This window comes from Promicromonospora alba (assembly GCF_042654905.1).
Taxonomy (GTDB): Bacteria; Actinomycetota; Actinomycetes; order Actinomycetales; family Cellulomonadaceae; genus Promicromonospora; species Promicromonospora alba.
Map to the genome: position 1 here is coordinate 327,905 of NZ_JBHSFI010000004.1, position 25,609 is coordinate 353,513.

General features: G+C 68.8%; 19 protein-coding genes. 5 read left to right on the forward strand and 14 right to left on the reverse strand.

Going from position 1 to position 25,609, the window contains the following annotated elements; translation table 11 throughout:
• Positions 1 to 100: 100 nt before the first annotated feature.
• Positions 101 to 1,399: a phytase gene (locus tag ACFO6V_RS12490; protein WP_377135770.1), complete on the forward strand. Its 1,299-nt coding sequence runs from the start codon at positions 101 to 103 to the stop codon at positions 1,397 to 1,399.
• An 85-nt stretch (positions 1,400 to 1,484) separates the two neighbouring features.
• Here the strand turns inward: ACFO6V_RS12490 and ACFO6V_RS12495 are convergent, their stop codons facing one another.
• From ACFO6V_RS12495 to ACFO6V_RS12525, 7 genes are all read right to left on the reverse strand, one after another.
• A complete protein-coding gene (locus ACFO6V_RS12495) occupies positions 1,485 to 2,210 on the reverse strand; it encodes an ABC transporter permease (RefSeq protein WP_377135772.1) in 726 nt (241 codons plus the stop codon).
• A complete protein-coding gene (locus ACFO6V_RS12500) occupies positions 2,207 to 2,971 on the reverse strand; it encodes an ABC transporter ATP-binding protein (RefSeq protein ID WP_377135774.1) in 765 nt (254 codons plus the stop codon). The genes ACFO6V_RS12495 and ACFO6V_RS12500 overlap by 4 nt, the downstream gene beginning before the upstream one ends.
• Before the next feature lie 26 nt (positions 2,972 to 2,997).
• Entirely contained in the window at positions 2,998 to 3,606 is a 609-nt protein-coding gene (locus ACFO6V_RS12505) for a TetR/AcrR family transcriptional regulator (RefSeq protein WP_377135776.1), read from the reverse strand.
• 106 nt (positions 3,607 to 3,712) lie between these two features.
• The gene (gene mmsB, locus ACFO6V_RS12510) at positions 3,713 to 4,894 is read right to left on the reverse strand and encodes a multiple monosaccharide ABC transporter permease (protein ID WP_377135778.1); all 1,182 of its coding nucleotides are present in this window, start codon (positions 4,892 to 4,894) and stop codon (positions 3,713 to 3,715) included.
• On the reverse strand, positions 4,891 to 6,462 hold the full coding sequence (gene mmsA / locus ACFO6V_RS12515) for a multiple monosaccharide ABC transporter ATP-binding protein (RefSeq protein ID WP_377135780.1): 1,572 nt from the start codon (positions 6,460 to 6,462) through the stop codon (positions 4,891 to 4,893). Before mmsA ends, mmsB begins: the two co-directional genes overlap by 4 nt.
• A 156-nt stretch (positions 6,463 to 6,618) precedes the next feature.
• Positions 6,619 to 7,788, reverse strand: a complete 1,170-nt coding sequence (gene chvE / locus ACFO6V_RS12520) for a multiple monosaccharide ABC transporter substrate-binding protein (protein ID WP_377135782.1) — start codon at positions 7,786 to 7,788, stop codon at positions 6,619 to 6,621.
• A gap of 406 nt (positions 7,789 to 8,194) precedes the next feature.
• Positions 8,195 to 9,316, reverse strand: a complete 1,122-nt coding sequence (locus tag ACFO6V_RS12525) for a LacI family DNA-binding transcriptional regulator (RefSeq protein ID WP_377135785.1) — start codon at positions 9,314 to 9,316, stop codon at positions 8,195 to 8,197.
• A gap of 117 nt (positions 9,317 to 9,433) precedes the next feature.
• On the opposite strand from ACFO6V_RS12525, the gene arfA (ACFO6V_RS12530) reads away from it, so the two are divergent.
• The gene (gene arfA / locus ACFO6V_RS12530) at positions 9,434 to 10,966 is read left to right on the forward strand and encodes an arabinosylfuranosidase ArfA (protein ID WP_377135787.1); all 1,533 of its coding nucleotides are present in this window, start codon (positions 9,434 to 9,436) and stop codon (positions 10,964 to 10,966) included.
• A 93-nt stretch (positions 10,967 to 11,059) separates the two neighbouring features.
• Here the strand turns inward: arfA (ACFO6V_RS12530) and ACFO6V_RS12535 are convergent, their stop codons facing one another.
• The 7 genes from ACFO6V_RS12535 to arfA (ACFO6V_RS12565) form a co-directional block, all read right to left on the reverse strand.
• Complete coding sequence (locus ACFO6V_RS12535) at positions 11,060 to 11,839, reverse strand: GTP pyrophosphokinase (protein ID WP_377135789.1); 780 nt, start codon at positions 11,837 to 11,839, stop codon at positions 11,060 to 11,062.
• Between the two features lie 136 nt (positions 11,840 to 11,975).
• A complete protein-coding gene (locus ACFO6V_RS12540) occupies positions 11,976 to 15,581 on the reverse strand; it encodes an alpha-L-arabinofuranosidase C-terminal domain-containing protein (RefSeq protein ID WP_377135791.1) in 3,606 nt (1,201 codons plus the stop codon).
• A gap of 109 nt (positions 15,582 to 15,690) precedes the next feature.
• Positions 15,691 to 16,689 carry a galactofuranose ABC transporter, permease protein YjfF gene (yjfF, locus tag ACFO6V_RS12545; RefSeq protein ID WP_377135793.1) on the reverse strand — a complete coding sequence of 333 codons (999 nt, stop codon included), beginning with the start codon at positions 16,687 to 16,689 and terminating at the stop codon, positions 15,691 to 15,693.
• Positions 16,689 to 17,753 (reverse strand): ABC transporter permease, encoded by a 1,065-nt coding sequence (locus ACFO6V_RS12550; RefSeq protein ID WP_377135795.1) that lies wholly within the window; start codon positions 17,751 to 17,753, stop codon positions 16,689 to 16,691. Before ACFO6V_RS12550 ends, yjfF begins: the two co-directional genes overlap by 1 nt.
• Positions 17,750 to 19,276, reverse strand: a complete 1,527-nt coding sequence (locus ACFO6V_RS12555) for a sugar ABC transporter ATP-binding protein (protein ID WP_377135797.1) — start codon at positions 19,274 to 19,276, stop codon at positions 17,750 to 17,752. Before ACFO6V_RS12555 ends, ACFO6V_RS12550 begins: the two co-directional genes overlap by 4 nt.
• 159 nt (positions 19,277 to 19,435) lie before the next feature.
• A complete protein-coding gene (locus ACFO6V_RS12560; RefSeq protein WP_377135799.1) occupies positions 19,436 to 20,446 on the reverse strand; it encodes an ABC transporter substrate-binding protein in 1,011 nt (336 codons plus the stop codon).
• A 169-nt stretch (positions 20,447 to 20,615) separates the two neighbouring features.
• Positions 20,616 to 22,127, reverse strand: coding sequence for an arabinosylfuranosidase ArfA (gene arfA / locus ACFO6V_RS12565; protein ID WP_377135801.1), 1,512 nt, complete (start codon positions 22,125 to 22,127; stop codon positions 20,616 to 20,618).
• 194 nt (positions 22,128 to 22,321) lie between these two features.
• On the opposite strand from arfA (ACFO6V_RS12565), the gene ACFO6V_RS12570 reads away from it, so the two are divergent.
• The 3 genes from ACFO6V_RS12570 to ACFO6V_RS12580 all read left to right on the forward strand — a co-directional run bounded on the left by ACFO6V_RS12570 (position 22,322) and on the right by ACFO6V_RS12580 (position 25,608).
• The gene (locus tag ACFO6V_RS12570) at positions 22,322 to 23,671 is read left to right on the forward strand and encodes an ABC transporter substrate-binding protein (protein WP_377135803.1); all 1,350 of its coding nucleotides are present in this window, start codon (positions 22,322 to 22,324) and stop codon (positions 23,669 to 23,671) included.
• Between the two features lie 110 nt (positions 23,672 to 23,781).
• Positions 23,782 to 24,675, forward strand: a complete 894-nt coding sequence (locus tag ACFO6V_RS12575; protein WP_377135805.1) for a carbohydrate ABC transporter permease — start codon at positions 23,782 to 23,784, stop codon at positions 24,673 to 24,675.
• A 12-nt stretch (positions 24,676 to 24,687) separates the two neighbouring features.
• Positions 24,688 to 25,608: a carbohydrate ABC transporter permease gene (locus tag ACFO6V_RS12580; RefSeq protein ID WP_377135807.1), complete on the forward strand. Its 921-nt coding sequence runs from the start codon at positions 24,688 to 24,690 to the stop codon at positions 25,606 to 25,608.
• Position 25,609: the final 1 nt, after the last annotated feature.

Sequence of the window (25,609 nt, forward strand, 5' to 3'; positions counted from 1 at the left end):
CGGCAGCTCGGAATGCCGATCACCTGACGTATTGCCGACCGCGCGGCGGAGTACATGCTCCGTTCACCCCTGTTACATCCGGGTCCGGGAGCCTCGGGCCATGCGACGTCGCTTCGCCGCCCTGCCGGCCGCTCTGCTGCTCCTGTCCCTGCTCGCACCGGCCACGGCCGTAGCGGGCGACGGCGGTGGGCACCGCCCCACCGCCACCGTCACGACCTCGGTGGAGACGCCGCCGCTGTACGACGACGAGGCCGGCGGCAGCGCGTCGGGCGACGACCCCGCCATCTGGGTCCACCCGAAGAACTCGAACCGGTCGCTCGTCGTCACGACGGCCAAGGAAGGCGGCCTTCGCGTCTACTCCGTCGCGGCGACCGAGCTGCAGTCGCTGGCGGCCGCGCCGGCCCCGCGCGCGGACGGCGTACCCGGCCGGTACAACAACGTGGACATCGCCTACGGCCTGGACGTGGCCGGCCGGAAGACCGATGTCGCCGTCGTCTCGGACCGGTACAACGACCAGATCCGCTTCTTCGCGATCGACCCTGCCGGGGCCAAGGCCGCGCGGCCGCTCACCGAGGTGACCGCGCCCGAGCTGGAGTTCCTGTTCAGCCTGGACCGCGAGACGGTCGCCGAGGACCAGACGGCATACGGCCTGACCGTCTACCAGCGCCACGGCCGGACGTTCGCGGTGGTGACGCAGGAGGGCAGCACCGACATCGCCACAGCGCGGATCACCACCGGCCCGGACGGCGTCGGCTACACCGACGTCGAGCACCTGGCGATGCCCGGCGAGTTCCCGCTGCCCGACGGCACCACCTGGGTGCCGTGCGAGGAGCCGGGCGTGGAACCGCAGCTGGAGGGGCTGGCGGTCGACCGCCGCACCGGCACGCTGTACGCGACACAGGAGGACGTCGGCCTGTGGCGGGTCCCGCTCCCCCTCGGCTCGGGCGAGCCGCGGCTGGTGGACCGGGTGAAGGACTTCGGCGTCCACGACGCCTACGACCCTGAGACCGAGGAGTGCGCCCCGGTGGACCTCGAGGCGCCGTCGTACGGGGGCAAGAACCTGACGGCCGACGCCGAGGGCGTAGACATCTGGTACGGCCCCGGCCGCAAGGGCTACGTCATCGTGTCCAGCCAGGGTGACGACACCTACGGCGTCTACGACCTGCGCGGCCACAACCGGGCGCTCGGCACCTTCCGGGTGGCGGGCGACGGCGTGGACGATGTCAACGGGTCGGACGGCCTCGCCGTCTCGAACGCGCCGGTGGGCGAGTACCGGTCCGGGCTGCTGGTCACCCACGACGAGCCGGAGACGGGCCCCGACGTCGACCCGGAGCGCGACGCGACAGGCTTCTCGTACGTCCACTGGGGTGACGTGGCCAAGGCGCTCCGCCTCCGCTGACGCCCACTGCCGGAGTGATCGGTAGAACGTCAGGAGGTCGGCAGCCCGAGCTGCCGACCTCCTGACGTTCTACCGATCGCCGCGCTCAGGCCGTCCGACGGCGGAGAGTGAGCACACCCAGCACCACCGCGCCCACGATGAACAGGACGATCACGCCGACGGCGCCGCGGATGTCAGCCCACTCGTCACCCGCCGCGAGCGACGTCATCGCCTCTATCGCATAGGTGAGCGGGAACACGCGGGACAGCCACTCCAGCACCTGCGGCATCTGGTCGCGCGGCATGAGCAGGCCGCAGGTGATGAGTTGCGGAAAGATGATCGCGGGCATCATCTGGACCGCCTGGAACTCGCTGCGTGCGAGCGCCGACGCGGCCAGGCCAAGGGTGCAGCCGAGGATCGCGTCGAGCAGCGCGACCACGACGACGAGCCAGAGCGGGCCCGCCACGTCCATCCCCACGAGGAGCGCGAACCCGACCACCACGAACGCCTGGACCAGCGCCAGCGCCGCGAAGGCCAGGCCGTAGCCGGCCACGAAGTCGCCCTTGCGGATGGGGGTCGTCATCAGCCGCTCCAGCGTGCCCGACTGCCGTTCACGCAGGGTCGCCACGCTCGTGACCAGGAACATCACGATAAGCGGGAACAGGCCGACCAGCATCGGGCCGAACCTGTCGAGCACCTGGGGCTGGTCGTCGAACATCCAGGCGATCAGGCCGATCAGCAGGCAGGGCAGCAGCATGATCAGGGCCACCGTGCGGTGGTCGCCGCGCAGCTGGGACAGCACGCGGCTCGCGGTGGCGAAGGTCAGGTTCATCGCGCCGTCTCCTCGGTGGTCTTGCCGACGTCGGCGGCCGACTCACCGGCGGCGTCGATCAGGGCGAGGAACGCGCGTTCGGCGTCGGGTGCCCCGGTGGTGGCCAGCAGCTCGTCGGGAGTGGTGTCGGCGACGAGGGCACCGGACCGCATGAGGAGCAGTCGGTCGCACTGCACCGCCTCGTCCATCACGTGGCTGGACACCAGGAGCGTGCACCCCGCGGCCGCGAGCCTCCGGAACACGGCCCACAGGTCGCGGCGGAGGACCGGGTCGAGGCCCACCGTCGGCTCGTCCAGCACGAGCAGCTCGGGCCCGCCGACCAGCGCAGCGGCCAGGGAGACCCGGGTGCGCTCGCCGCCCGAGAGCGTGCCCACCCGCTGCTTCTCGTGCCCACCGAGATCGACCGTGGCCACGGCGGCCGCCACCGCCTCGGCGGGCGAGGGGACGTCGGCGAGAGCAGCGAAGTACCTCAGGTTCTGCGCGACGGTGAGGTCGGTGTAGACGCTGGCGTCCTGCGTCATGTAGCCGACCCGGCGCCGCAGCGCCGGGGTGCCCGCCGCGCTGCCGAGCACCTCCACGGTGCCGGTCACGTGGTCCTGCACGCCCACGACGGAGCGCATGAGCGTCGTCTTGCCGGAGCCGGACGGCCCCAGCAGCCCGACGACGGATCCGGCCGGCACCGCGACGTCCAGCCCGTCGATGATCGGCCGGCCACCGCGAACCACCCGCAGGTCACTGATGACCACCGCGTTTTTCCTCATGTGAGGAATTGTGCTCCCGCGTCCAGCTACCGCGCAAGGTCTCCCGTGAGGTAGCGCTGGATGGTGGGGCCGGCGAGCGCCGCGATCTCGGCGGGCGTCATCGAGGCGATGGGCTCCACGGGGACGAGGAACCGCGTCATCATGAGCCCAGCCATCTGGGAGGCGACGAGGGCGGTGCGCAGTGGCGCGTCCGGCGCGTCGAGCGTGCGCATCACCGGGCCGAGGATCGCCGCGCCGATGAACTGGGGCAGCAGTCCGCGCAGCCCGGGGTCGGCCATGACGGCGGGCACGGCCATGCGGACCATGGTGCCGCCGTCGAAGTCCCAGGCGCTCAGGACGGTCTCGACGAGCCGTTCCCCCAGCGACTCCAGCGGGCCGTCCACGACCCGCTCCATCAGCTTGTCCGGCTCGATCTCCGTGACGCCGAGGGTGGCCGTCAGCAGCCGTGCCTTGTCGGCGAACCAGTGCCGCACGGTGCCCGGGTCGACACCGGCCCGCCGGGCGACCGACCGCAGCGACGCCGCCTCGTACCCGCGCTCCAGGAACTCCGCCCGGGCGGCGGTCAGGATGTCGGCGCGCGCGTCCTGCCCGGCGGGACGCCGTCCGCGGCGCGAGGTAGGAGCGAGATCGGCCATCCCGCCATTCTCGCCCAGGCACGACGACGCGAGGGTCTCGACAGGCTCGACCACCGGTGGTCGAGCCTGTCGAGACCCTCGCGGTTCTCTGGCTAGCAGTCAGCCGTCAGCGGGCGGCTGCAGCCCGCCGCTTGTTCCAGACATCGAACGCGACGGCCAGGAGCAGGACGATGCCCTTGACGACCTGCTGCACCGACTGGTCGACACCCATGAGCTGCATGCCGTTCGACATGACGGCCATGATCAGGCCGCCGACCATCGCACCGGTCACCGTGCCGATACCGCCGGTCACGGCGGCACCACCGATGAAGCACGCCGCGATCGCGTCGAGCTCGAACATGTTGCCCGCCGCGGGCTGCGCGGCGCTCGACCGCGCGGAGTACACGATGCCCGCGATCGAGGCGAGGAAGCCCATGTTCACGAACATCCAGAAGTTCACGCGCTTCACCCGGACGCCGGAGAGCTGCGCCGCGGCGAGGTTGCCACCGATGGCGTAGACGTGACGGCCGAACACGCTGTGCTTGGTGACCAGCGTGTAGACCATGACCAGCACGGCCAGGATGATCAGCACCGCGGGCAGGCCGCGGTACGTGGCGAGGTTGTACGCGAACCACATGACCACGGCTGCGACGACCACGAGCTTCAGCACGAAGAACACCGGCGCCTCGACCGTCTGCTTGTACGCGATGCGCGCGCGGCGCTGGCGCCACGAGTTGTACGCGAAGCCCAGCACGCCGATGGCGAAGATGACGAGCGTGAAGGTGTCGTAGCCGTAACCGCCGAGCAGGCCGTTGAGGAAGCCTGAGGCGATGGCCGAGTACTCCGCCGGGAACGGCGAGAGCGAGACGTTGTTGAGCACCTCGAGCGTGAGGCCACGGAACAGGAGCATGCCTGCCAACGTCACGATGAACGCTGGGATGCCTACGTACGCCACCCAGAACCCTTGCCAGGCCCCGACCAGCAGTCCCGTGCCGATGGCGGCGAGCACGCCCACCCACCACGGCTGACCGCCACGGATGACGATCACGGCGGCCACGGCTCCGGTCAGTGCGACCACCGAGCCCACCGACAGGTCGATGTGCCCGCCGATGATGATGATCACCATGCCGATGGCGAGGATGAGGATGTACGAGAACTGCAGCACGAGGCTGGTCAGGTTCCGCGAGCTGAGCAGCAGGCCGTCGGTCAGCACCGAGAACAGCACGATGATCAGCACGAACGCGATGTAGATGCCACTGGTGCGGATATTCCGGGTGAACAGCTCCCGGAGGTTCGCGATGCCGGTCATGCCTTCGTCTCCTGTGTGTGCTCCTGGGTCATGAGAGCCATGAGTCCTTCCTGGGTGGCTGAGGCCACGTCGACCTCGCCAGTGATGCGGCCGAAGGCCAGGGTGTAGATGCGGTCACAGATTCCGAGGAGCTCGGGGAGCTCCGAGGAGATGACCAGCACAGCCTTCCCCTCCGCGACCAGCTTGTTGATGATGGTGTAGATCTCGTACTTGGCGCCGACGTCGATGCCGCGCGTGGGCTCGTCGAGGATCAGCACCTCAGGAGCGGTGTACAGCCACTTGGACAGCACCACCTTCTGCTGGTTGCCGCCCGAGAGCTTGCCCACCTCCACCAGCACGTTGGGGGTGCGGATGTTCATGGACTCGCGGTACTCCTCCGCGACCTTGAGCTCCTCGTTCTCGTCCACGAAGCCGTTCTTCGACAGCTTGCCGAGGCCCGCCGCCGAGATGTTGCGCCGGATGTCCTCGATGAGGTTGAGGCCGTACTGCTTGCGGTCCTCCGACACGTAGGCGATACCGGCCTTGATCGCGTCCGGCACGGTGCGGGCGTCGATCTTCTTGCCGTGCACGTACGCCGTGCCGGAGATGTCCCGGCCGTAGGAGTGGCCGAACAGCGACATCACGAGCTCCGTACGCCCGGCGCCCATGAGGCCGGCGATACCGACCACCTCGCCGGCCCGCACATTCAGGTTCGCACCCTTGACGATGACGCGCCCGGGCTGGGTCGGGTGGTACACCGTCCAGTCCTCCACGCGCAGCACCTCCTCGCCCGGGTGCGACTCGCGGTCGGGATACCGGTTCTCGAGGTCGCGCCCCACCATGCCGCGGATGATGCGGTTCTGGATCGCCTCGGACGAGCCGCCCGCCTCTGCCATGTCGAAGGTCTCGATCGACTGGCCGTCGCGGATGATCGTGGTGCGGTCGGCGATCTCGGCGATCTCCGCGAGCTTGTGGGAGATCATGATCGACGTGATGCCCTGGCTCTTGAACTGCCGCAGCAGCTCGAGCAGGTGCTCGGAGTCGTTGTCGTTCAGCGCCGCCGTCGGCTCGTCGAGGATGAGCAGGCTCACGTCCTTGGAGATGGCCTTGGCGATCTCCACGAGCTGCTGCTTGCCGACACCGAGCGCGGAGATCGGAACCGTGGGCGACTCGCTCAGCCCCACCCGCTCCAGCAGCACGGCCGCCTCGGAGTTGGTCCTGTTCCAGTCGATGGCGCCACCGGCGCGACGTCGCTCGTTGCCGAGAAAGATGTTCTCGGCGATCGACAGGTACGGGACGAGCGCGAGCTCCTGGTGGATGATCACGACACCGCGGGCCTCGGAGTCGTTGATGTTGCCGAACTGGGCGTTCTCGCCGTCGAGCACGATGTCGCCGTCGTAGGTGCCGAACGGGTACACCCCCGACAGCACCTTCATCAGGGTGGACTTGCCCGCCCCGTTCTCGCCGCAGATGGCGTGGATCTCGCCTCGGCGGACAGTGAGGTTGACGTCCTGGAGCGCTTTGACCCCAGGAAATGTCTTGGTGATGCCGCGCATCTCGAGGATGTCGGTCGGCGCCGAATCGGCCATGCCAGTCCTTGTCGCGTACTTGTCGCCAATAGTGATGTTGCGTGGGTGCCCGACGCCGGTGGTCGAGCTTGCCGGGACCTGGGTCCCGGCAAGCTCGACCACCGGATGACCGCAAGAAGTCAGCGGTGTCGGACCGGTACTGCCAGGAGGTCAGTCCTACTCGTCGACCTGGCCGGACGCGACCTCTTCCTCGGTGAGGTAGCCGGACTCGACCAGCTCGGCCTCGAGGTTGTCCTTGGTGACGATCACCGTGGGGAGCAGGAACGACGGCACGACCTTCACGCCGTTGTCGTACGTCTCGGTGTCGTTGGCCTCGGGCTCGTTGCCCTCGAGGAACGCCGTCGCCGCGGTGACGGCCTGCTCGGCGAGGAGACGCGTGTCCTTGAAGATCGTCGAGTACTGGTCGCCGTCCACGATCAGCTTGGCGGAGGCCGCCTCGGCGTCCTGGCCGGTGATGATCGGCATCTCCAGGTCACCCTTGCCGTAGCCCGAGTTCTTCAGGGCGGTGATGATGCCGCGCGACAGCACGTCGGCCGGGGCCAGCACGCCGTCGACCTTCACGTCACCCTTGGTGTACGTGGAGGTCAGCAGGTTCTCCATACGCTCCTGCGCGCCCTCCTGCTCCCAGCGCTGGATGGCGACGGTGCCGAAGTCAGTCTGCTCCGAGGGCACGACGAGCGTCTTGTCGTCGATGTACGGCTGGAGCACCGACATGGCACCCTCGAAGAAGAACCCTGCGTTGTTGTCGTCGGGCGAACCGGCGAAGAGCTCGACGTTGAACGGGCCCTCAGGGGCGTCGGCGGCGGGCTCGCCGTCCTCGCCCAGGATGCCGAGCCCGGTCAGCAGCGAGGTGCCCTGCTGCACGCCGACCGTGTAGTTGTCGAACGTGACATAGAAGTCGACGTTCTCCGAGTCGCGGATGAGGCGGTCGTACGAGATCACCGGGATGTCCGCGGCAGCGGCGGCCTCGAGCTGGCTGCCCAGCGCGGTGCCGTCGATCGAGGCGATGATGAGTGCCTCGGCGCCCTTGTTGATCATCGCGTCGATCTGCTGCTGCTGGGTCGGGATGTCGTCGCCCGCGAACTGCAGGTCGACGTCGTACCCGGCCGCCTTGAGACCCTCCTCGACAGCACCGCCGTCTGCGATCCAGCGCTCGTACGTCTGGGTGGGCATCGCCACGCCGACGAGGCCGCCCTCTTCGCCGTCTCCGGCACCGCCACCGCCACCTGCGCCGGCACCGCCGCCGCCGCATGCAGCGAGCGAAACAGCCATCGTGCCCGTCGCCAGCGCAGCCAGACCGCGCTTGGCCCACAGCTTCCTTGCCATGACATCTCCTCTTCGAGTTTGCCCGGGCAACGTCTCTGCAACCCGGCCGACTTCACATTGTGAACGCAACAGATTGTGAACGCTCACACGTCCGTTGGTCAAAACCAGGTCGGCTGAACTTAGCCACAACCGACCGGTGACCGTGCCCACCGTAGCCGTGGTCGAGGGCTGGTAAGGGGAACTTACTGGATGGTTACGGCATCGATACAGTCAACTCTTGAATCCGGGAAGTGTCGTCCTGGGTAGTCCGCTCAGCGCACGCGCCCAGCAACAACCCGCCCGGCCAGTACGTCTGCAAGACGAAGTCGTTCCACGTGGCGACGGTGGTGAGCAGCAGCACAGTGCCGATCGCCGGTCGCCGCGCCCGGCAAGATCACCCGGAAGAAGGGCCAGATCTCACCCGCTGTCAGGAGATCGGCTGCTCCAGATGGGGGCTGCCCGACGCCTCGCCGACCACCTGCACGAGTTCCGTACCCCCCGGCTGGACGCCCACCACGCGGCTGTCCTGGCCCGGCACGACGTCGCCCGTCGACTCCCGTCCGATGAGCCGCGAGTCCGGCACCACCTTCCGGAACGGCGCCGGATCGCCGGTCGCGCCGATGCGTTCCAGCAGCAGCTCGACGGCGGTGCGCGCGATCTGGGCCCGGCCCGGATCCACCGAGGACAGGGCGGGAACCGCGTACTTCGCGTCGTCGACGTCGTCGAACCCGATGAGCGCCACCTCGCCCGGCACGTCGATCCCGTGCGCGTGCAGGGCGTGCAGGGCGCCGAGGGCGAGCGCGTCGTTGAGCGCGAAGACCGCGTCGATCTCGACGCCCTCGTCGAGCATGCGGCGCATCGCCTCCGCGCCGGTGGAGCGGTGCCAGAGCCCCGCCTCCCCGATCAGCGCCGGGTCGTGCGGCAGGCCGGCCTCCGCCAGCCCTTCGAGGTAGCCGGCGGTGCGCAGCGCCGCGGACCCGACCTGCTCCCCCTCGTGCCCCCCGATCAACGCGATCCGGCGGCGGCCGAGCGACGCCAGGTGCAGGGTCGCCGCCTTGGCCGCCTCGACGTTGTTCATCGTCACGTGGTCGGCGGGTGCGCCGAAGACGCGCTCGCCCAGGATCACCAGCGGGAAGTCGACGGTGAACAGGCCGATGTCGTCGGGCCCGAGCGCGAGGGGCGAGAAGATCAGGCCGTCCGTGAGGTGCCTGCGCCGACCCGAGAGCACGTCGGTCTCCCGCTCGCGGCTGGCGCTCGTCTGCTCGATGAGCACGGTCCACCCAGCGTCGTCGGCGGCGGAGATGACGGAGTCGGCAAGCTCCGCGAAGTACGGGAGCGAGAGCTCGGGAACCGCCAGCGTGATCAGCCCCGTGCGGCGCGTGCGGAGGTTCCGGGCGGACATGTTGACCCGGTAGCCCAGGTCCTCGATGGCGGCCTGGACCCGCTCCCTGGTCGCGGCGCGGATGTACGGGTAGCCGTTCACCACGTTCGACACCGTCTTGATCGACACGCCTGCGCGCTGCGCCACGTCGTGCATCGTCACAGCCACGCTGCCAGCCTCCACTCGGCGAGTTTTCCCACAGGGTAGAGGACGGCCGTCGTTCACGCGTCGCCGATCGGATAGTGTGCAACGTTGTAGAACGACCGACCGATCCAGCGAGGAACAATGACGACCTCCCGCACCCGCGTGCTCCTGCACCCCGACTTCACCGTCGGTACCGTCGACCGCCGCCTGTTCGGCTCCTTCGTGGAGCACCTCGGGCGTGCGGTCTACACGGGCATCCACGAACCGGGCCACCCGACGTCCGACAGCCACGGCTTCCGCCGCGACGTCGCCGACCTGACGCGCGAGCTCGGCGTCACCACCGTCCGGTACCCGGGCGGCAACTTCGTCTCGAACTACCGGTGGGAGGACGCCGTCGGGCCCGTCGAGCAGCGCAAGCCGTTCCTCGATCTCGCGTGGCGCACGGTGGAGCCCAACGTCGTGGGCACCGACGAGTTCCTGCAGTGGGCCGAGCGCGAGGGCATCGAGCCCATGATGGCCGTCAACCTCGGCACCCGCGGCGTCGAGGAGGCAGTCGCCCTCCTCGAGTACTGCAACGGCGAGGCGGGCACCCGCTGGGCCGACCTGCGTATCGCGAACGGCCGCGAGGAGCCCTACGGCGTCAAGCTCTGGTGCCTGGGCAACGAGATGGACGGCCCCTGGCAGATCGGGCACAAGGACGCGCACGAGTACGGCAAGCTGGCCCGCAACGCCGGCGCCGCGATGAAGCTCGTGGACCCGTCCATCGAGCTCGTCGCATGCGGTTCGTCGTCCATGGGGATGCCCACGTTCGGCGAGTGGGAGCGCACGGTCCTGGAGTACACGTACGACCTCGTGGACCACATCTCGATGCACGCCTACTACGAGGAGATCGACGGCGACCGCGCGTCGTTCCTCGGGTCGGGCACCGCGATGGACCGGTTCATCGAGCGGGTGGTGGCCTCCGCGGACGCCGTCGGCGCCCAGCGCCGCTCCGACAAGCGCATCACCATCTCGTTCGACGAGTGGAACGTCTGGTACCTGACCACGCGCTTCCCCGGCGAGGCGAACCTGCCGATCCAGAAGGACGCACCCCGCATCATCGAGGACGTCTACTCCGGGCTCGACGCCGTGGTCGTGGGCGACCTCCTGGTCACGCTGCTGAACCACGCCGACCGGGTGCCGGTCGCGTGCCTCGCGCAGCTCGTCAACGTGATCGCGCCGATCATGACCGAACCGGGCGGCGAGGCCTGGCGGCAGCCGACCTTCCACCCCTTTGCGACGACGGCGCGCCTGGCGCAGGGCGAGGCGCTCGACCTGCGCGTGTCCACGTCCACCATCGCCACCAAGGCCCATGGCGAGGTGCCCGCGGTCACGGCGGCGGCCACCCTGGCCGACGGCGCGGTCGCGCTGTTCCTGACCAACCGCTCCGCCGAGCCGGTGGAGGTGGAGCTGGCCCACCTGGGCGCGGCGCTGGAGGTCGCCGAGGGCTGGGCCATGACGGCCGACCACGAGGCCGCCGTCGCCGGGCCGGAGCATGCGGAGAAGGTGGCCACGGAGCACTGGGGCGAGTTCGACGTCGCCGGCCGCATCGCCACGGGCGACAGGGCGACGACGAAGGTGACCCTGGCCCCCGAGTCGTGGACGGCGCTGTCGGGCACCCTCAAGGCCCTCTGAACGAAGCGGGATCCGCGAAGTAGAGCGCCTGTCCGGCTCTCCCTGATGGCATCAGGGAGAGCCGGACAGGCGCTCTACTTCGCGGATCCCGCTTTACTGGTCGGTACCGAGGTCGAATCCGCCGTCTGCCTCTGCAGCCCGCCAGAAGTCGCGCAGCATCTCCTCCGGCGTGTGCAGGTTGTGCCGACTCGCCACCGGTTCCTCGTCGCCCGAGATGGCCTTGACCTCGTCGTGGATGCGCTCCATCGAGGTGTCCAGCGACCAGGCGACGTCCGCCGCGAGCTTGAGCGAGTCGGTGAGGTGCCGGGGCACGTCGCCGTCGTACTTGTAGTAGATCTTGTGCTCCAGGCTCGCCCAGAAGTCCATGGCGATCGTGCGCAGCTGGATCTCGACGATCACGTCCTCTACCCGGTCGGACAGGTACACCGGGATCTGCACGATGAGGTGCAGCGACTTGTACCCGGTCGCCTTCGGGTGCTTGATGTAGTCGCGCTCCTCCAGCAGCGTCAGGTCCGCCTGCTTGAGCAGCATGTCGCGCACCAGGTAGATGTCGTTGACGAAGCTGCAGGTGATGCGGACGCCGGCGATGTCGAACATCTGCGCCCGGACGCCGTCCGGCGTCAGCGGGATGCCCTTGCGGCGGCACTTGGCGACTATCGACTCGAACGACTTGAGCCGCGAACCCACGTGTTCGACGGGGTTGTAGTTCTGCATGTGCCGGAACTCGTCGCGCAGGATCGAGACCTTGGTCATCACCTCGTCGATCCCGAACTTGTAGGTCAGCACCAGGCGGCGCAGCTCTGCGACCAGCTTCCGGAGCTCGGCTGGATCAGGTGTCGGGTGTTCCCGGAGGTCCTCGGGCAGCGTGCTCACGGAGACCACCGTACGGGTTGAGGGTGGCGCTGTGGGGCTCAAGCAGAGGTCCGCGAAGTAGAGCGCCTGTCCGAGTTCTCCCGGCTGTCACCCGGGAGACTCGGACAGGCGCTCTACTTCGCGGACCTACCCACGGTCAGCTGCCGTTGTCCTCCGCGAGCCGGAGGAACGTGATCGAGTGCGGCGCGAAGTCGTAGCTGAACTCCGTGTCACCGCCCGACCGGGACACGTCGAGCGTCGCCCTGCCCCCCACCGGCACTATCCGTTCGGGCCGCGTCTTGGTGTTCATGGCCGACGGCGCCCCGCTCATCTCGATCACCTCGGCGTCACCGTCCACCGCGTAACCGTCGACGTTCACCGCCGTACGTGCGACCGAGTCGTACGGGTTGACGACCTTGAGCACCAGCTCGCCCGTCTCGGCGTCCCGCGTGACCACCTGGTACAGCGACTCGGTGGTCGGCTCGGTGTACGTCATCTGCAGCGCGCCGTCGAGGTAGAGCTTGATGGTCCGCCCGGAGACCACGACCTTCACGTGGTAGTCCCGGCCGGTCTCCATCGAGTGGCCCTCCACTGCCGCGACCTCGCCCGCGCCGCCGCCGTCGGCCCGCTGGAGCGCCTGGCGGGAGTTGTTCCAGCCGCCCAGGTTCCACCAGTAGAAGTCGTCGCGGCCGCCCGCGGCGAACCCGACGAGGAACGCCTCGCTCCCACCCAGCTTCCGGGCGTCGAGCTCCAGCGTGTAGTTGTCCCAGTCCTTCGTGTACGCGTCGGTGATGATCGAGCGGGCGTCGGTGACGTTGCCCGCCGACTGCACGTACTCACCTCCGGTCACGCCCCACGTGCCGGCCTGCGGCTCCCACTGCGCGGCGTCGTCGAACGAGTCGGTGAAGAGCACCTCGCCGGACTCGTTGTCGGTGACCTTCACGTCGTCGTAGGCGGCCTCGGTGTTCCAGGTCGACAGGAAGACGCCGCCCGAGATGTCCGCGGGGGTCTCCTCCGGGCCGTCGTGCGAGGACGGGACCACCTGGTCTCCGGTGTTCGTCATGAACATCTGCTGCGTGTAGTACGACGTCGAGCCCCACGACTCGTCGTTGTCGAACCACATCAGGTCCGGGGACCACTGGACGTGGTCCTCGTTGGCGAACATCGGCGCGTAGGAGGCCAGCTCCACCAGGTCGGCGTTGCGCTCGATCCCGGTCATGTACGCGGCCTCGGACAGCGAGTTGGACCAGGCGTTGCCGCGCGAGGCGTACTCGCCGAGGAACACGTGCGGGCCCTCGCGGTCGTACGAGTCGTACCGCTCGGTGTTCGACAGGAACCACGACGGGTCGTTGTAGTAGTGCTCGTCGACCATCGCGACGCCCTGCTCGCGGTTGAAGTCCCAGAGCTCGTCGAACCGGGCACCGGTGTCGTCCGGGCCGGAGTTCGAGATCACGGTGACCTCGGGGTGCGCGGCCTCGACGGCGTCGCGGAACCGCGGGAAGTTCGCCTGGAACGTGTCGGTGTTCTCCTCGTTGCCCAGGCCGATGTACTTCATCCCGAACGGGTCGGGGTGGCCCAGCGCGGCGCGCTTGGCGCCCCACTCGGTGTCCACGGACCCGTTGGCGAACTCGATGAGGTCGACGGTGTCCTGCACCCAGCGGTCGAGGCGGACGTCGTCGGTCATCTCGGGGATGTTGCTCCCGCACCCGTTGGCGCCCACGGAGAGCACGGGCAGCGGCGACGCCCCCAGGTCCTCGGCGAACTCGAAGTACTCGAGGTAGCCCAGGCCGTAGGTCTGGTTGTAGCCCCAGAAGTTCCAGTTGGTCGGGCGCTCCTCGACCGGCCCGATGGTCTCCTTCCACTGGTACGTCCGACGGCGGTCCGCGCCGTCCGACTCCAGGTACGTGTCGAACGTGCCGACGTTGGTGACGCAGCCGCCGGGGAACCGCAGGAAGGACGGCTCCAGGTCGGCGACCTTCTGCGCGAGGTCCGCGCGCAGCGTCGAGCGCCCGTTGACCGGGCCGTCCCACGTGTCGCGCGGGAACAGGGAGATCATGTCCAGGCGCATCGTGCTCCGTCGGCCGACCGTCACCACGAGCCGGGCGTCGTCGACCGTACGGTTCGCGGTCAGCCTGGCGGTGCGCTTCTTCCACTTGTTGGAGTTGTCCACACCCACCACGACGGACGCGTACGTCGTGGCACCGTCGGGCGACTCCAGGCTCACCCGCAGCTGCTGGGCCCGGCCGGTGCGCGCGAACACCGAGAAGTCGTACTTCTTGCCCTTCTTGATCGCGAAGCCCTCGTTGTAGCCCGCGTTACGCACGCCGACGCCGGGGCCGTCCGCTGTGACGGTCAGGTACGCGCGGTTGGCGTCGTTGAGCCACTGACCCCGCTCGGACTCCACCTGGACGGTGCCCGGGTACTCACGCTGCTGCACGGCGTCCCAGCCGGTCATACCGGTGAAGTCCCGGTTGTCGGTGGCCGCGAACTCGAAGGACCGGTTCCGGACCAGCTCGGCGTACAGGCCGCCGTCGGCCGCGTAGTTGATGTCCTCGTAGAAGACGCCGTACAGGTCGTCGCTCATCTCCGTGCCCGCTGCCGCGGCGTCGACGTCGAGCGTGTGCTCCTGCACCGGGGCCTCGGCCGGCGGGTACGCAGCCACGAGACGCGCCCGCTCCTCGGCCGTGATCGGCAGGACGGTCCCGTGCCGGGGGCTGGCGGGCAGGATCGCGTCGAGGTTGGCGGTCCACTCGCCGCTGCTCAGGTCGTCGGTCTCGAAGAGCATGTAACCCTGGCCGCCGTGGTAGCTCGGCTGGTCCTGCAGGAGGTACCAGCGGTCGTCGGTGAGCGACGGGAACAGCGTGGGCCCCTCGCCGCCGGTGAACGTGCCGCCCCACGGGTTCGGCTGACCGAACCCGACGCGCTCCTTGATGAGGTCCCAGCCGTCACCCTCGGTCACGCCCTGCGTGCGCCGCAGGTCGGTGGACGACTCCTGCCGCATCCCCATGTACGACTCGTCCTTGGTGAGGCGGTAGTAGACGCCGTCCTCCTCCTGGACCGTCGAGTCGATCATGCCGAGGCCGTCGCCCTGCGGCTCGTCGATCCACGGCTTGGGCTCCGAGAACGTCTCGAAGTCCGTGGTGGTCGCGTAGAGCATGCGCTGGTACGACGTGCGGATGTCGCGCTCGGCCGGCGGGACGTCGGCCGGGTAGAGCGCGGAGGCCCAGTAGACGACGAACTCGCCCGCCGCCTCGTCCCAGTACGCCTCGGGCGCCCACAGGTTGCCCGCGTTCTCGGGCGCGAGCTCGATCTCCCGCTGCTCGCCCCAGTTCACCAGGTCCGTGGACTCCCAGACCATGATCTTGCGGCTGCCGGTCTCCTGGGCGTCGCCGAAGTTGCCGCCGCCGTAGATCTGCAGGTCGGTCGCGAGCAGGTAGTACGTGCCGTCGCCGCCGCGGATCAGGAACGGGTCGCGCAGGCCCTTGGTGCCGAGCGTGGAGCTGAGCACCGGCTTGCCGCCGTTGAGCGTGGTCCACTCCATCGGGTCCGGCCCGTCCGAGACGGCGAACGAGATGGTCTCGCCGTCGGCGGTGGACTCGCCGGTGAAGTAGGGGAAGAAGTAGGCGGCGTACTCGCCGTCAGCCGCCGTGGCCGCCGGGGCGGCGTCCTGCGCGGCGACGGAAGGCGCCACCGCTCCCGCGAGGCTCACCGCGAGTGCGGCGCCGATGGCGAGCGCACCTCGTCTATATCGTTGTAGATCCATGTCGTATCGATCCCTTCGTCACGTCGGTGTGGAGTGGGTCGGTGGTACTGCGGCCCTGACTCGGCGTACCGGGTACGCCGAGTCAGGGCCGGGGTTCTGTTGCGTGCGGTTACGTGCGGCGGAGCGTCAGGATCCGCTGGAGGGCCACGAAGATCAGCAGCAGCACGCCGATCACGATCTTGGTCCACCAGGAGCTGAGGGTGCCCTCGAACGTGATGATGGTCTGGATCAGACCGAGAACCAGCACGCCCAGCACGGAGCCGAGCACGAAGCCGGTGCCACCCGTCAGCAGCGTTCCGCCGATGACCACCGCGGCGATGGCGTCGAGCTCCATCGCGACACCGGTCAGCGAGTAGCCCGACCGGGAATACATCGCGAACAGCAGACCGCCGAGCCCCGCGCACGTGCCGCTCACCACGTAGGCGAGCACCTTGGTGCGGGCCACGGGCAGGCCCATGAGCAGTGCGGACTGCTCGCCGCCGCCGATCGCGTACACCGTGCGGCCGAACCGCGTGAAGTGCAGCACGAGGAAACCGAGGCCCACGACGACGAGCGCGATGAGCACGCCGGACGACATCCGCCAGCCGCCGAAGATCTGGACCCAGCTCGCGAGCTCGCCGAACGACGCGTTGTTGATGGCGATGGACTCCGGCGCGATGAGGAAGCACAGGCCGCGGGCGAAGAACATGCCCGCGAGCGTCGCCACGAACGGCTGCACCTGGAAGTAGTGCACCATCACGCCGTGCGCCAGGCCGATCACGGTCCCGGCGCCGACGGCGAGGGGGATCACCACCGCGGGCGGCAGACCCGCCTGCAGCAGCGCCGCGGTGACCACCGTGGACAGGGCCAGCACCGAACCGACCGACAGGTCGATCCCGCCGGTCAGGATCACGAAGGTCATGCCCACCGCGAGCACGATGAGGTGCGCGTTGTTGATGAACAGGTTGGACACCACGGCGGGCGTCAGGAAGTTCTCGTACCGGGTGCCGCCCACGATCAGCATGAGCGCCAGCACGACGAACGTGCCCACCACCGGGAGGTAGCGCCGGTCCAGCCGGGTCGGGATCTTCAGCGAGCGCGAGGCGCGCACGGGGGCCGACGTAGCCATCAGGCCTTCACCTCCGTCGAGTCAGGGCGCGCAGCGGGCTGCGGCTCGGGCGGCGTCGTCGCGACCGGACGACGGGTGGCGGCCGTCAGCCGCTCCCGCATCCGGGGCGACTGGAGCAGGGTCACCGCGATGACGACGAGCGCCATGAACAGGGGCGTGACCAGCGGCGAGATGCCGAGGACGGTCACCGTCCGCTCAAGGGTGGCGATGACGAGCGCGCCCACGAGCGTGCCCGACAGGTTGAACTTGCCGCCCGAGAGCGCCGTTCCGCCGATCACCACCGCCAGGATGGCGTCGAGCTCGATGAACACGCCGGCGTTGTTCGCGTCGGCGGCCATCGTGTCGGCGCTGATGAGCAGGCCCGCCAGGCCGGCGAACAGGCCCGACGCCGTGTACACGGTCCAGGTCAGCGTCTTGGAGCGGACGCCGGAGAGGCGGCTGGCGGCCGGGTTGATGCCGGTCGCCTCCAGGAGCATGCCGAGCGCGGTCCGCCGCACCACGAACGCGACCACCGCGAACACGCCGAACGCGATGATCGCCGCGACGGGCAGCCCGAGCCAGAACCCCGACCCGAGCACCTTGAACGGCGCGCTGTTGATCGTGGTGATCATGCCGCCCGTGATGAGCATCGCGACGCCGCGGCCCGCGGTCATCAGGATGAGCGTCGCGATGATCGGCTGGATGCCGAGCACCGAGACCAGGAACCCGTTCCACACGCCGAGCACCAGGCAGAGCGCGAGGGCCAGGCCGATGGCGGTGAGCACCGTCACCGGCGACTCGGGGTTCGGCGACGACGCGATGTGCGACAGCGCGACCGCACCCGAGACCGCGACCACGGCGCCGACCGAGAGGTCGATGCCGCGCGTGGCGATGACCAGGGTCATGCCGAGGGCGACGAGCAGGAGCGGTGCGGTGGTCCGCAGGATGTCGATCGGGGCACCGAACAGGTGCCCGTCCCGGATGCTGATCGCCAGGAAGCTCGGCCGGGCGATGGTGTTGGCCACCAGCAGGGCGACCAGAGCCGCGACCGGCCAGAAGAGGTAGTGGCGCAGGATGTTCGTCACTTCGCGCCACCTCCGGCGATGAGGTCGACCACCTGGTCCATAGTGGCTCCTCCTCCATCGATCTCCGCCACCTTGCGACGGTCCCGCATCACGGCGATGCGGTGGGATATACGCAGCACTTCTTCGAGCTCCGCCGAGATGAAGACGACGGACATGCCCTCGGCCGCCAGGTCGGCGACGAGCTTCTGGATCTCTGCCTTGGCACCGACGTCGATGCCGCGGGTGGGCTCGTCCAGGACGAGCAGCTGCGGCGCCGTGGCGAGCCACCGGGCGAGCAGCACCTTCTGCTGGTTGCCGCCCGACAGGTTGCGCAGCAGCGCCTCGGGGTTGGCCGGCCGGATACCCAGCTGCTTGATGTACGACGCGACCAGGTCGTCGACCTGCTTGCGGGGCAGCGGCCGGATCCAGCCGCGCCGCGCCTGCAGGGCGAGCACGATGTTCTCCCGCACGGTGAGGCCGTCGACGACGCCCTCGCCCTTGCGGTCCTCCGAGGTGTAGGCGATGCCGTGGCTCATGGCCGCGCGCGGCGTGCGCAGGCGGGCCGGCGCTCCGGCCACGCGGGTCTCGCCGACGTCGGCCCGGTCGGCGCCCGTGAGCAGGCGCGCCAGCTCCGTACGGCCCGAGCCGAGCAGACCGGCGAGGCCGACCACCTCGCCCTCGTAGAGCTCGAGGTCGAAGGGCTGTACCGAACCCTTGCGGCCGAGGCCGACCACCTGGAGCAGCGGGGTGGCGTCGGCAGGTCGCTCGGTGTGCTCGAGCACCTCCTCCGCGGCCTCCAGGACCTCCATGGAACGGCCGATCATGTGCTGGACCAGCTCGGCGGCCGGCAGGTCGGCGGTGACGTACTCCCCCACCAGGCCGCCGTTGCGCAGCACCGTCATCCGGTCGGATACCTCGTAGATCTGGTCGAGGAAGTGGCTCACGAACAGGATGGCGACGCCTTCGTCACGCAGCGTGCGCATGACGGTGAAGAGGTGCGCCACCTCGTCGGTGTCCAGGCTGGAGGTGGGCTCGTCGAGGATGAGCACCTTGCAGTCGCCCACCGTGGCGCGGCAGATCGCGACGAGCTGCTGCACCGCCAGCGAGTGCGACCCGAGCGACGACGCCGGGTCGATGTTCAGACCCATCCGCTCCAGGTGCGACGCGGCCTGACGGCGCATCGCCGACCAGTGCAGGCCGCCCAGGAGCCGCGGCTCGGCGCCCAGCATGATGTTCTCCGCGACCGTGAGGTTCTCGCAGAGGTTCACCTCCTGGTACACGGTGCTCACGCCGTGCGCCCGCGCGTCGGCGGGGCCGGTGAACCGGCGTTCGACACCGTCGACCACTATCGTCCCCGCCGTCGGCGAGTGGATACCGGTGAGGGCCTTGATCAGGGTGGACTTGCCGGCGCCGTTCTCGCCCATGAGGGCATGGATCTCGCCGGGCCGCAGGCGGAAATCGACCCCGTCGAGGGCCTTCACCGGGGGGAACTCGACGCTGATGCCGGTCATCTCGACGACGGCTGCTGCTGTCTGCTGGGTCATCCTCGACCTTCTTGTCTGGCGTGTTGCGGCGCTTGAGGGGTACGTCGCCCCGTCGCCGAAGTAGAGCGCCTGTCCGGACGCGCGCTCTACCTCGGCGTGGCTCGATCGCCGAAGTAGAGCGTGTGTCCGGACAGGCGCTCTACTTCGGCGACACGGGCGTCAGTACTCGCGCGTGGGGAGCGCTTCCTTGGCCGCGGCCTGGTCGAACGCCTCGTCCTGGACGACGATGCGCTTCTCGACCTCTTCGCCGGCGATGACCTTCTTGGCGATGTCCGCCAGGTCCGGCCCGAGCAGCGGGTTGCACTCGACGATGTAGTTGATCTTGCCGTCGGCGAGCGCCTGCATGCCGTCCTTGACGGCGTCGATGGTGACGATCTTGATGTCCTCACCGGGCACCATGCCGGCCGCCTCGATGGCCTCGATCGCGCCGAGCCCCATGTCGTCGTTGTGCGCGAACACGAGGTCGATGTCGTCGTGCTTGTTGAGGAAGCCCTCCATCACGGTCTTGCCCTCGGCCCGCGTGAAGTTACCGGTCTGGCTGTCGATGATCTCGACGTCGGTACCCTCGATGGCGGACTCGAAGCCCTCCTTGCGGTCGATCGCCGGGGCGGCGCCCGTCGTGCCCTGCAGCTCGACGGCCTTGTAGCCCTCGCCGTCGTACTGCTCGGCGACCCACTCGCCGGCCATCTCACCCTCCTTGACGAAGTCGGAGCCGATGAACGACTCGTAGAGGGTCTCGTCGCTCGAGTCGACGGCGCGGTCCGTCAGGATCACGGGGATCCCGGCGGCCTTGGCCTCCTGGAGCACCGGGTCCCAGCCCGTCTCGACCACCGGGGAGAACGCGATGACGTCCACGCCCTGGGTGATGTAGGAGCGGATCGCCTGGATCTGGTTCTCCTGCTTCTGCTGCGCGTCGGAGAACTTCAGCTCGAAGCCGTTCTCCTCGGTGAGCGTGTCCTGGATGGACTTGGTGTTCGCGGCCCGCCATCCGGACTCGGCGCCCACCTGCGAGAAGCCGAGGGTGATGACGCCGTCGTCGGCGCCGCCACCCGTGGTCTCGCCTCCGCCTGCGGGCTCGCCACCGGCGTCAGATGCGCAGGCGCTCAGCGCGAACAGCGAAGCTACGGACACCGCGGCCAGAACGGTGCGGGTCAGGATCGTGCGTGCCATGTCTCCTCCTTGAGATCCTGCACGGCTTCGTGCGAGGACTTGCGGCTATTTGCCCGCCTCGAATGTTAGCGCTCACATGGGCCGGATTCATAGTGCTCGACGTCACGTTCCAGTAACGAGTCTGCAGTGTTTCGCCCAGTGACGGAACCGCCGGATCCAGGCATTCGGATCATTCCCGGACCAGGCGCAGCATCGACCAGGAGACCGGGGGCAGCTCCGCACGCACCCGGTCGTCCGCGACCTTCGCCGAGGTGTTGGGCTGGGGCAGCACGCTGGTGTCGTCGTCCGCCGTCGCGGACCAGGTGTGGTCGGGGTTGGACAGCGTGACGGCCTCGGCGACGCGCATACCCGGGAAGCCGCGCAGGTCGAGGTCGAGAGCCACGCCCTCGGTCAGCGACCTGTTCACGGCGAACACCACCACGTCACCGGACTCGGCGTCGTGCGTCGCGACGGCGTCGAGCACCGCCACCTCGCCGAACCTGGCGGTCTCGTGCACCGGCGAGTCGATCGCGAGGCGCAGCACCTCGCCGGCGGCGTGCCGGGCGGTGAGGGCGAAGGGGTGGAAGATCGTCTGCTTCCAGATGCGCCCGCCGGGCTCGGTCATGATCGGCGCGATGACGTTGACGAGCTGGGCCATTGACGCCGAGTGCACGCGGTCGGTGTTCCGCAGCAGGGAGATGAGCATGTTGCCCACCACCACGGCGTCGGCCACGTTGTAGCGGTCCTCGAGCAGCACCGGCGCCACCGGCCAGTCGTCGCCCGACGGCGGCCGCGACTCGGCGCGCTTCTGGTACCAGACGTTCCACTCGTCGAACGAGATGTGCACCCGCTTGGTCTGCTTGCGGGCGGCGCGGACGGCGTCGGCGGTGGCCGCCACGGACTCCACGAAGTGGTCCATGTCCACCACGGAGGCGAGGAACGACGCCAGGTCGCCGTCCTCCTCCCAGTAGTAGGCATGGGCCGAGACGTAGTCGACGTGCTCGTACGCCTCGGTGAGGACCACGCGCTCCCACTCGCCGAACGTCGGCATCTGCGACCCCGACGAGCCACAGACCACGAGCTCGAGGCCGGGGTCGATCATCCGCATGGCGCGGGCGGTCTCGGCGGCCAGGCGCCCGTACTCCTGCGGCGTCTTGCTGCCGATCTGCCACGGGCCGTCCATCTCGTTGCCCAGGCACCACATCTTGATCCGGTACGGGTCCTCGGCACCGTTCGCCCGGCGCTGGTCGGCCCAGAAGGAGCCGCCGGGCACGTTGCAGTACTCCAGCAGGTCGAGCGCCTCCTGCACCCCGCGGGTGCCCAGGTTGACGGCCATCATGGGCTCGACGCCCGTCCTGGCCGCCCACCGCATGAACTCGTCCACGCCGACGAGGTTCGGCTCGGTCGAGTGCCAGGCCAGGTCCAGCCGGGGCGTGCGCTGCTCGACCGGCCCCACCGCGTCCTCCCACCGGTAGCCGGAGACGAAGTTCCCGCCCGGGTAGCGGACCGTCGAGACGCCGAGCTCCCGCGTGAGCTCGATGACGTCCCCGCGGAAGCCGTCGGCGTCGGCGGTGGGGTGGCCGGGGTCGTGGATGCCCGTGTACACGCAGCGCCCGAGATGCTCGACGAACGAGCCGAAGGTGCGACGACGCACGGGGCCGACCACGAATGCGGGATCGAGCGAGACGGTGGCGGAGTACATGGAGGTCCTCTCGTGACGGCAGCGGTGCCGGGTATACATCGTTGTAGACGGGATGCTAGCGTGTGCCGCATCGATTCTCCATCGATGTAACTTCAAGGTCGAAGAGACAACCGGCACGCTCCGCGACACGCTGTGCCCGCCACTTCCGGCGGCACGGCCCGCAGCCAGCGCCCCGGCTCACGAGAGGAACCGTGATGAAGAAGTCACGCCTGACCACCGGCATCGTCGCCGGACTGGTCCTGGCCTCCACCGCCGCCTGCGGCGCTGGTTCGGGAACTGACGACGACGGCAAGCTCACCTTCATGTTCCGCGGCGGCGAGGACGAGAAGGCCGCCTACCAGGAGGCCATCGACAGGTTCTCCGAGGAGACCGGCGTCGAGGTGGAGGTCATCGTCACCGACGCCGACCAGTACGCCACCAAGCTCCAGGCGGCGATCTCGGGCAACAACGTGCCCGACGTCTTCTACATCGAGCAGGCGAACCTGCAGTCCTACGTCACCTCGGGGGTGCTGCTCGACATCACCGACCACGTCGAGGCGTCCGGCGTCGACCTGGACAACCTGTGGGACTACGGCGTCGACTCCTACCGCTACGACGGCAAGCTCCAGGGCACGCCCGACGGCGCGCTCTACGGCCTGCCGAAGGACGTCGGCCCGTTCGCCATGGGCTACAACAAGACGATGCTCGAGGCCGAGGGCATCGAGCTGCCGAGCACGGACGAGCCCTACACCTGGGACGAGTGGCTCGACGTGCTGAAGAAGGTCACCAAGGACACCGACGGTGACAAGAAGGTCGACCAGTGGGGCACCGGCCTCAACGTCCAGTGGAACATGCAGGGCTTCGCCTGGAGCAACGGCGCCGACTGGACCAACGAGGACCGCACGGAAGTCACCGTGGACACCCCCGAGATGGCCGAGGCGCTGCAGTACATCGCCGACCTGACCACGGTGGACGAGGTGACCCCCAACGCCGAGCAGGCGGCCACGCTGGACACCTACCAGCGCTGGATGGAGGGCCAGATCGCGTTCTTCCCCGTGGGCCCCTGGGACGTGAGCACGTACAACGAGCTCGACTTCGACTACGACCTCATCCCCTTCCCCGCCGGGTCGACGGGAGAGCCCGCCACGTGGATCGGCTCGCTCGGCATCGGCGTCTCGGCCACGACCGCCATGCCGGAGGAGGCCGTCGAGCTGGTGACCTACCTGTCCGCCGACGAGACCGCGCAGCAGACGCTCGTCGACGCCGGCATCCAGGTGCCGAACCTCAAGGACATGGCGGCCGAGTGGGCCGCCGAGGAGGACACCAGCCCGGCCAACCGCCAGGAGTTCCTCGACATCGTCGAGGACTACGGCCGCCCGATGCCCGCCGCGATGACCTACGGCGCCGCCTGGTACGACGAGATGTGGACCAACATCCAGCCGGTCCTGGACGGTGAGCAGACCGCCGAGGAGTACCTCGCCGAGGTGGAGCCGCGCATGCAGACCCTGCTCGACGAGGCCAACGACCAGGCCGAGCAGGCCGCGGCCGCGAGCGCCGGCAACTAGCCCTCGCCCTGGGGTCGTGACCCGGTGGTCGAGCTTGTCGAGACCCCCGCAGGTCTCGACAAGCTCGACCACCGGTTGACGACCCCGCGGCCACTGCAGAGAGGAACCTCATGGCTGGCTCGGCCTCGCGCCTGCACCGGTCCGAGAACCGCTGGGCGCTCGCCTTCGTCGCGGCCCCGGTGATCGGCTACCTGCTGTTCACGCTCTACCCCGTGTGCTTCGCGGTGTACGCGTCGCTGACGAACTGGAACGGCCTCGGGGTCATGCGGTTCGTCGGGCTCGACAACTACGTCCGGCTCTTCAGCGACGCGAACTTCCTCGAGTCGATCTACAACACGTTCTTCTACATGATCGGCATCCCGATCGGCCTTGCCGTGTCGCTGGCTCTGGCCGTCGCGATGAACCGCAAGATCGTGGGTCTGACGGCGTTCCGCACCATCTACTACGTGCCGGTCATCTCGTCGCTGGCGGCGATCGCCATCCTGTGGCAGTGGGCGTACAACGGTGACTTCGGCCTGGTCAACCAGGCCCTGGCCCTCGTCGGCATCGACGGCCCCAACTGGCTCGCGAGCACGTTCTGGGCCAAGCCGGCGATCATCCTGATGGCGATCTGGAAGGGCCTGGGGTTCTCGATGATCCTGTACCTGGCCGCCATCCAGTCGGTGCCGCGCTCGCTCTACGAGGCCGCGCAGCTCGACGGCGCCAACGGCTGGCAGCGGTTCCGCAGCATCACGCTGCCCATGGTCCGGCCGGTGACGTTCTTCCTCGTCGTGACCAACGTGATCGGCGGCGCGCAGCTCTTCACCGAGGTCAACATCATGACGCCGACGGGCGGACCGGAGTACAGCACCGCCTCCGCCGTCTGGCACATCTGGCGGCAGGCGTTCAAGTACCAGCAGATGGGCTACGCGACGGCGATGGCGATAGTCCTCGGCCTGCTCATCCTCGTCGTCACCCTGATCCAGTTCCGCCTGAACCGGCGCAACAGCTTCGACATCGACTGAGCCGGAGGAATCATGAGCACCACGACGGCCACGAGCCGCGACACCCTCGGCTTCACGCCTCCCGTCCGCAAGACCCGCGGCCACGCGCCGATGAGCCGGACCACGAGCACCCGGATCGGCGACTGGCTCGTCTTCGTCCTGCTCTCGGTCGGAGCGGTGGTGATGATCGCCCCGCTGGTCTGGATGGTCTCGACGTCCCTGAAGACCAAGAACGAGGTCTTCGCCCTGCCGCCCGTGTGGATCCCCGAGGTGCCCCAGTGGGAGACCTACGTCCGGATGTGGCAGGACTCCAGCATCCTGACCGGGTTCCAGAACAGCTTCATCGTGGCGGCGTCCGTCACGGTGCTGGGCATGATCACCTGCTCGATGGCGGCGTTCGCCATCGCGAAGATGCGCCTGCCGTTCCGCAACCTCATCTTCATCGGCATGCTGACCGGGATCATGATCCCGTACCCGACCCTGATGATCCCGCAGTTCGTGATGTTCTCGCGGATCGGCTGGGTCGACACGCTCCTGCCGCTGATCGTCCCGGCGATCTTCGGGAACATCCTCGTGATCTTCTTCCTGCGGCAGTACCTGGAGAACGTGCCGAACTCGATCATCGAGGCGGCGAAGATCGACGGCGCGAACTTCTGGCAGATCTTCTGGCGGCTGATCTTCCCGATCATCCGGCCGGCGGTGGCAGCCCAGTTCATCCTCTGGTTCATGATGGTCTGGAACGACTACCTGGCGCCGATCCTGTACCTGAACACGCCGGAGCGGCAGACGCTCCAGGTGGTCATCGCCAACATGAACGTGCAGTACGCGACCCAGCGGGACTACCCGCTGATCATGGCCGCCTCGTTCGTGGCGCTGCTGCCGATCCTCGCGATCTTCCTGATCTTCCAGCGGCAGATCATCGAGTCGGTCGCCCTCACCGGCACCAAGGGCTGAC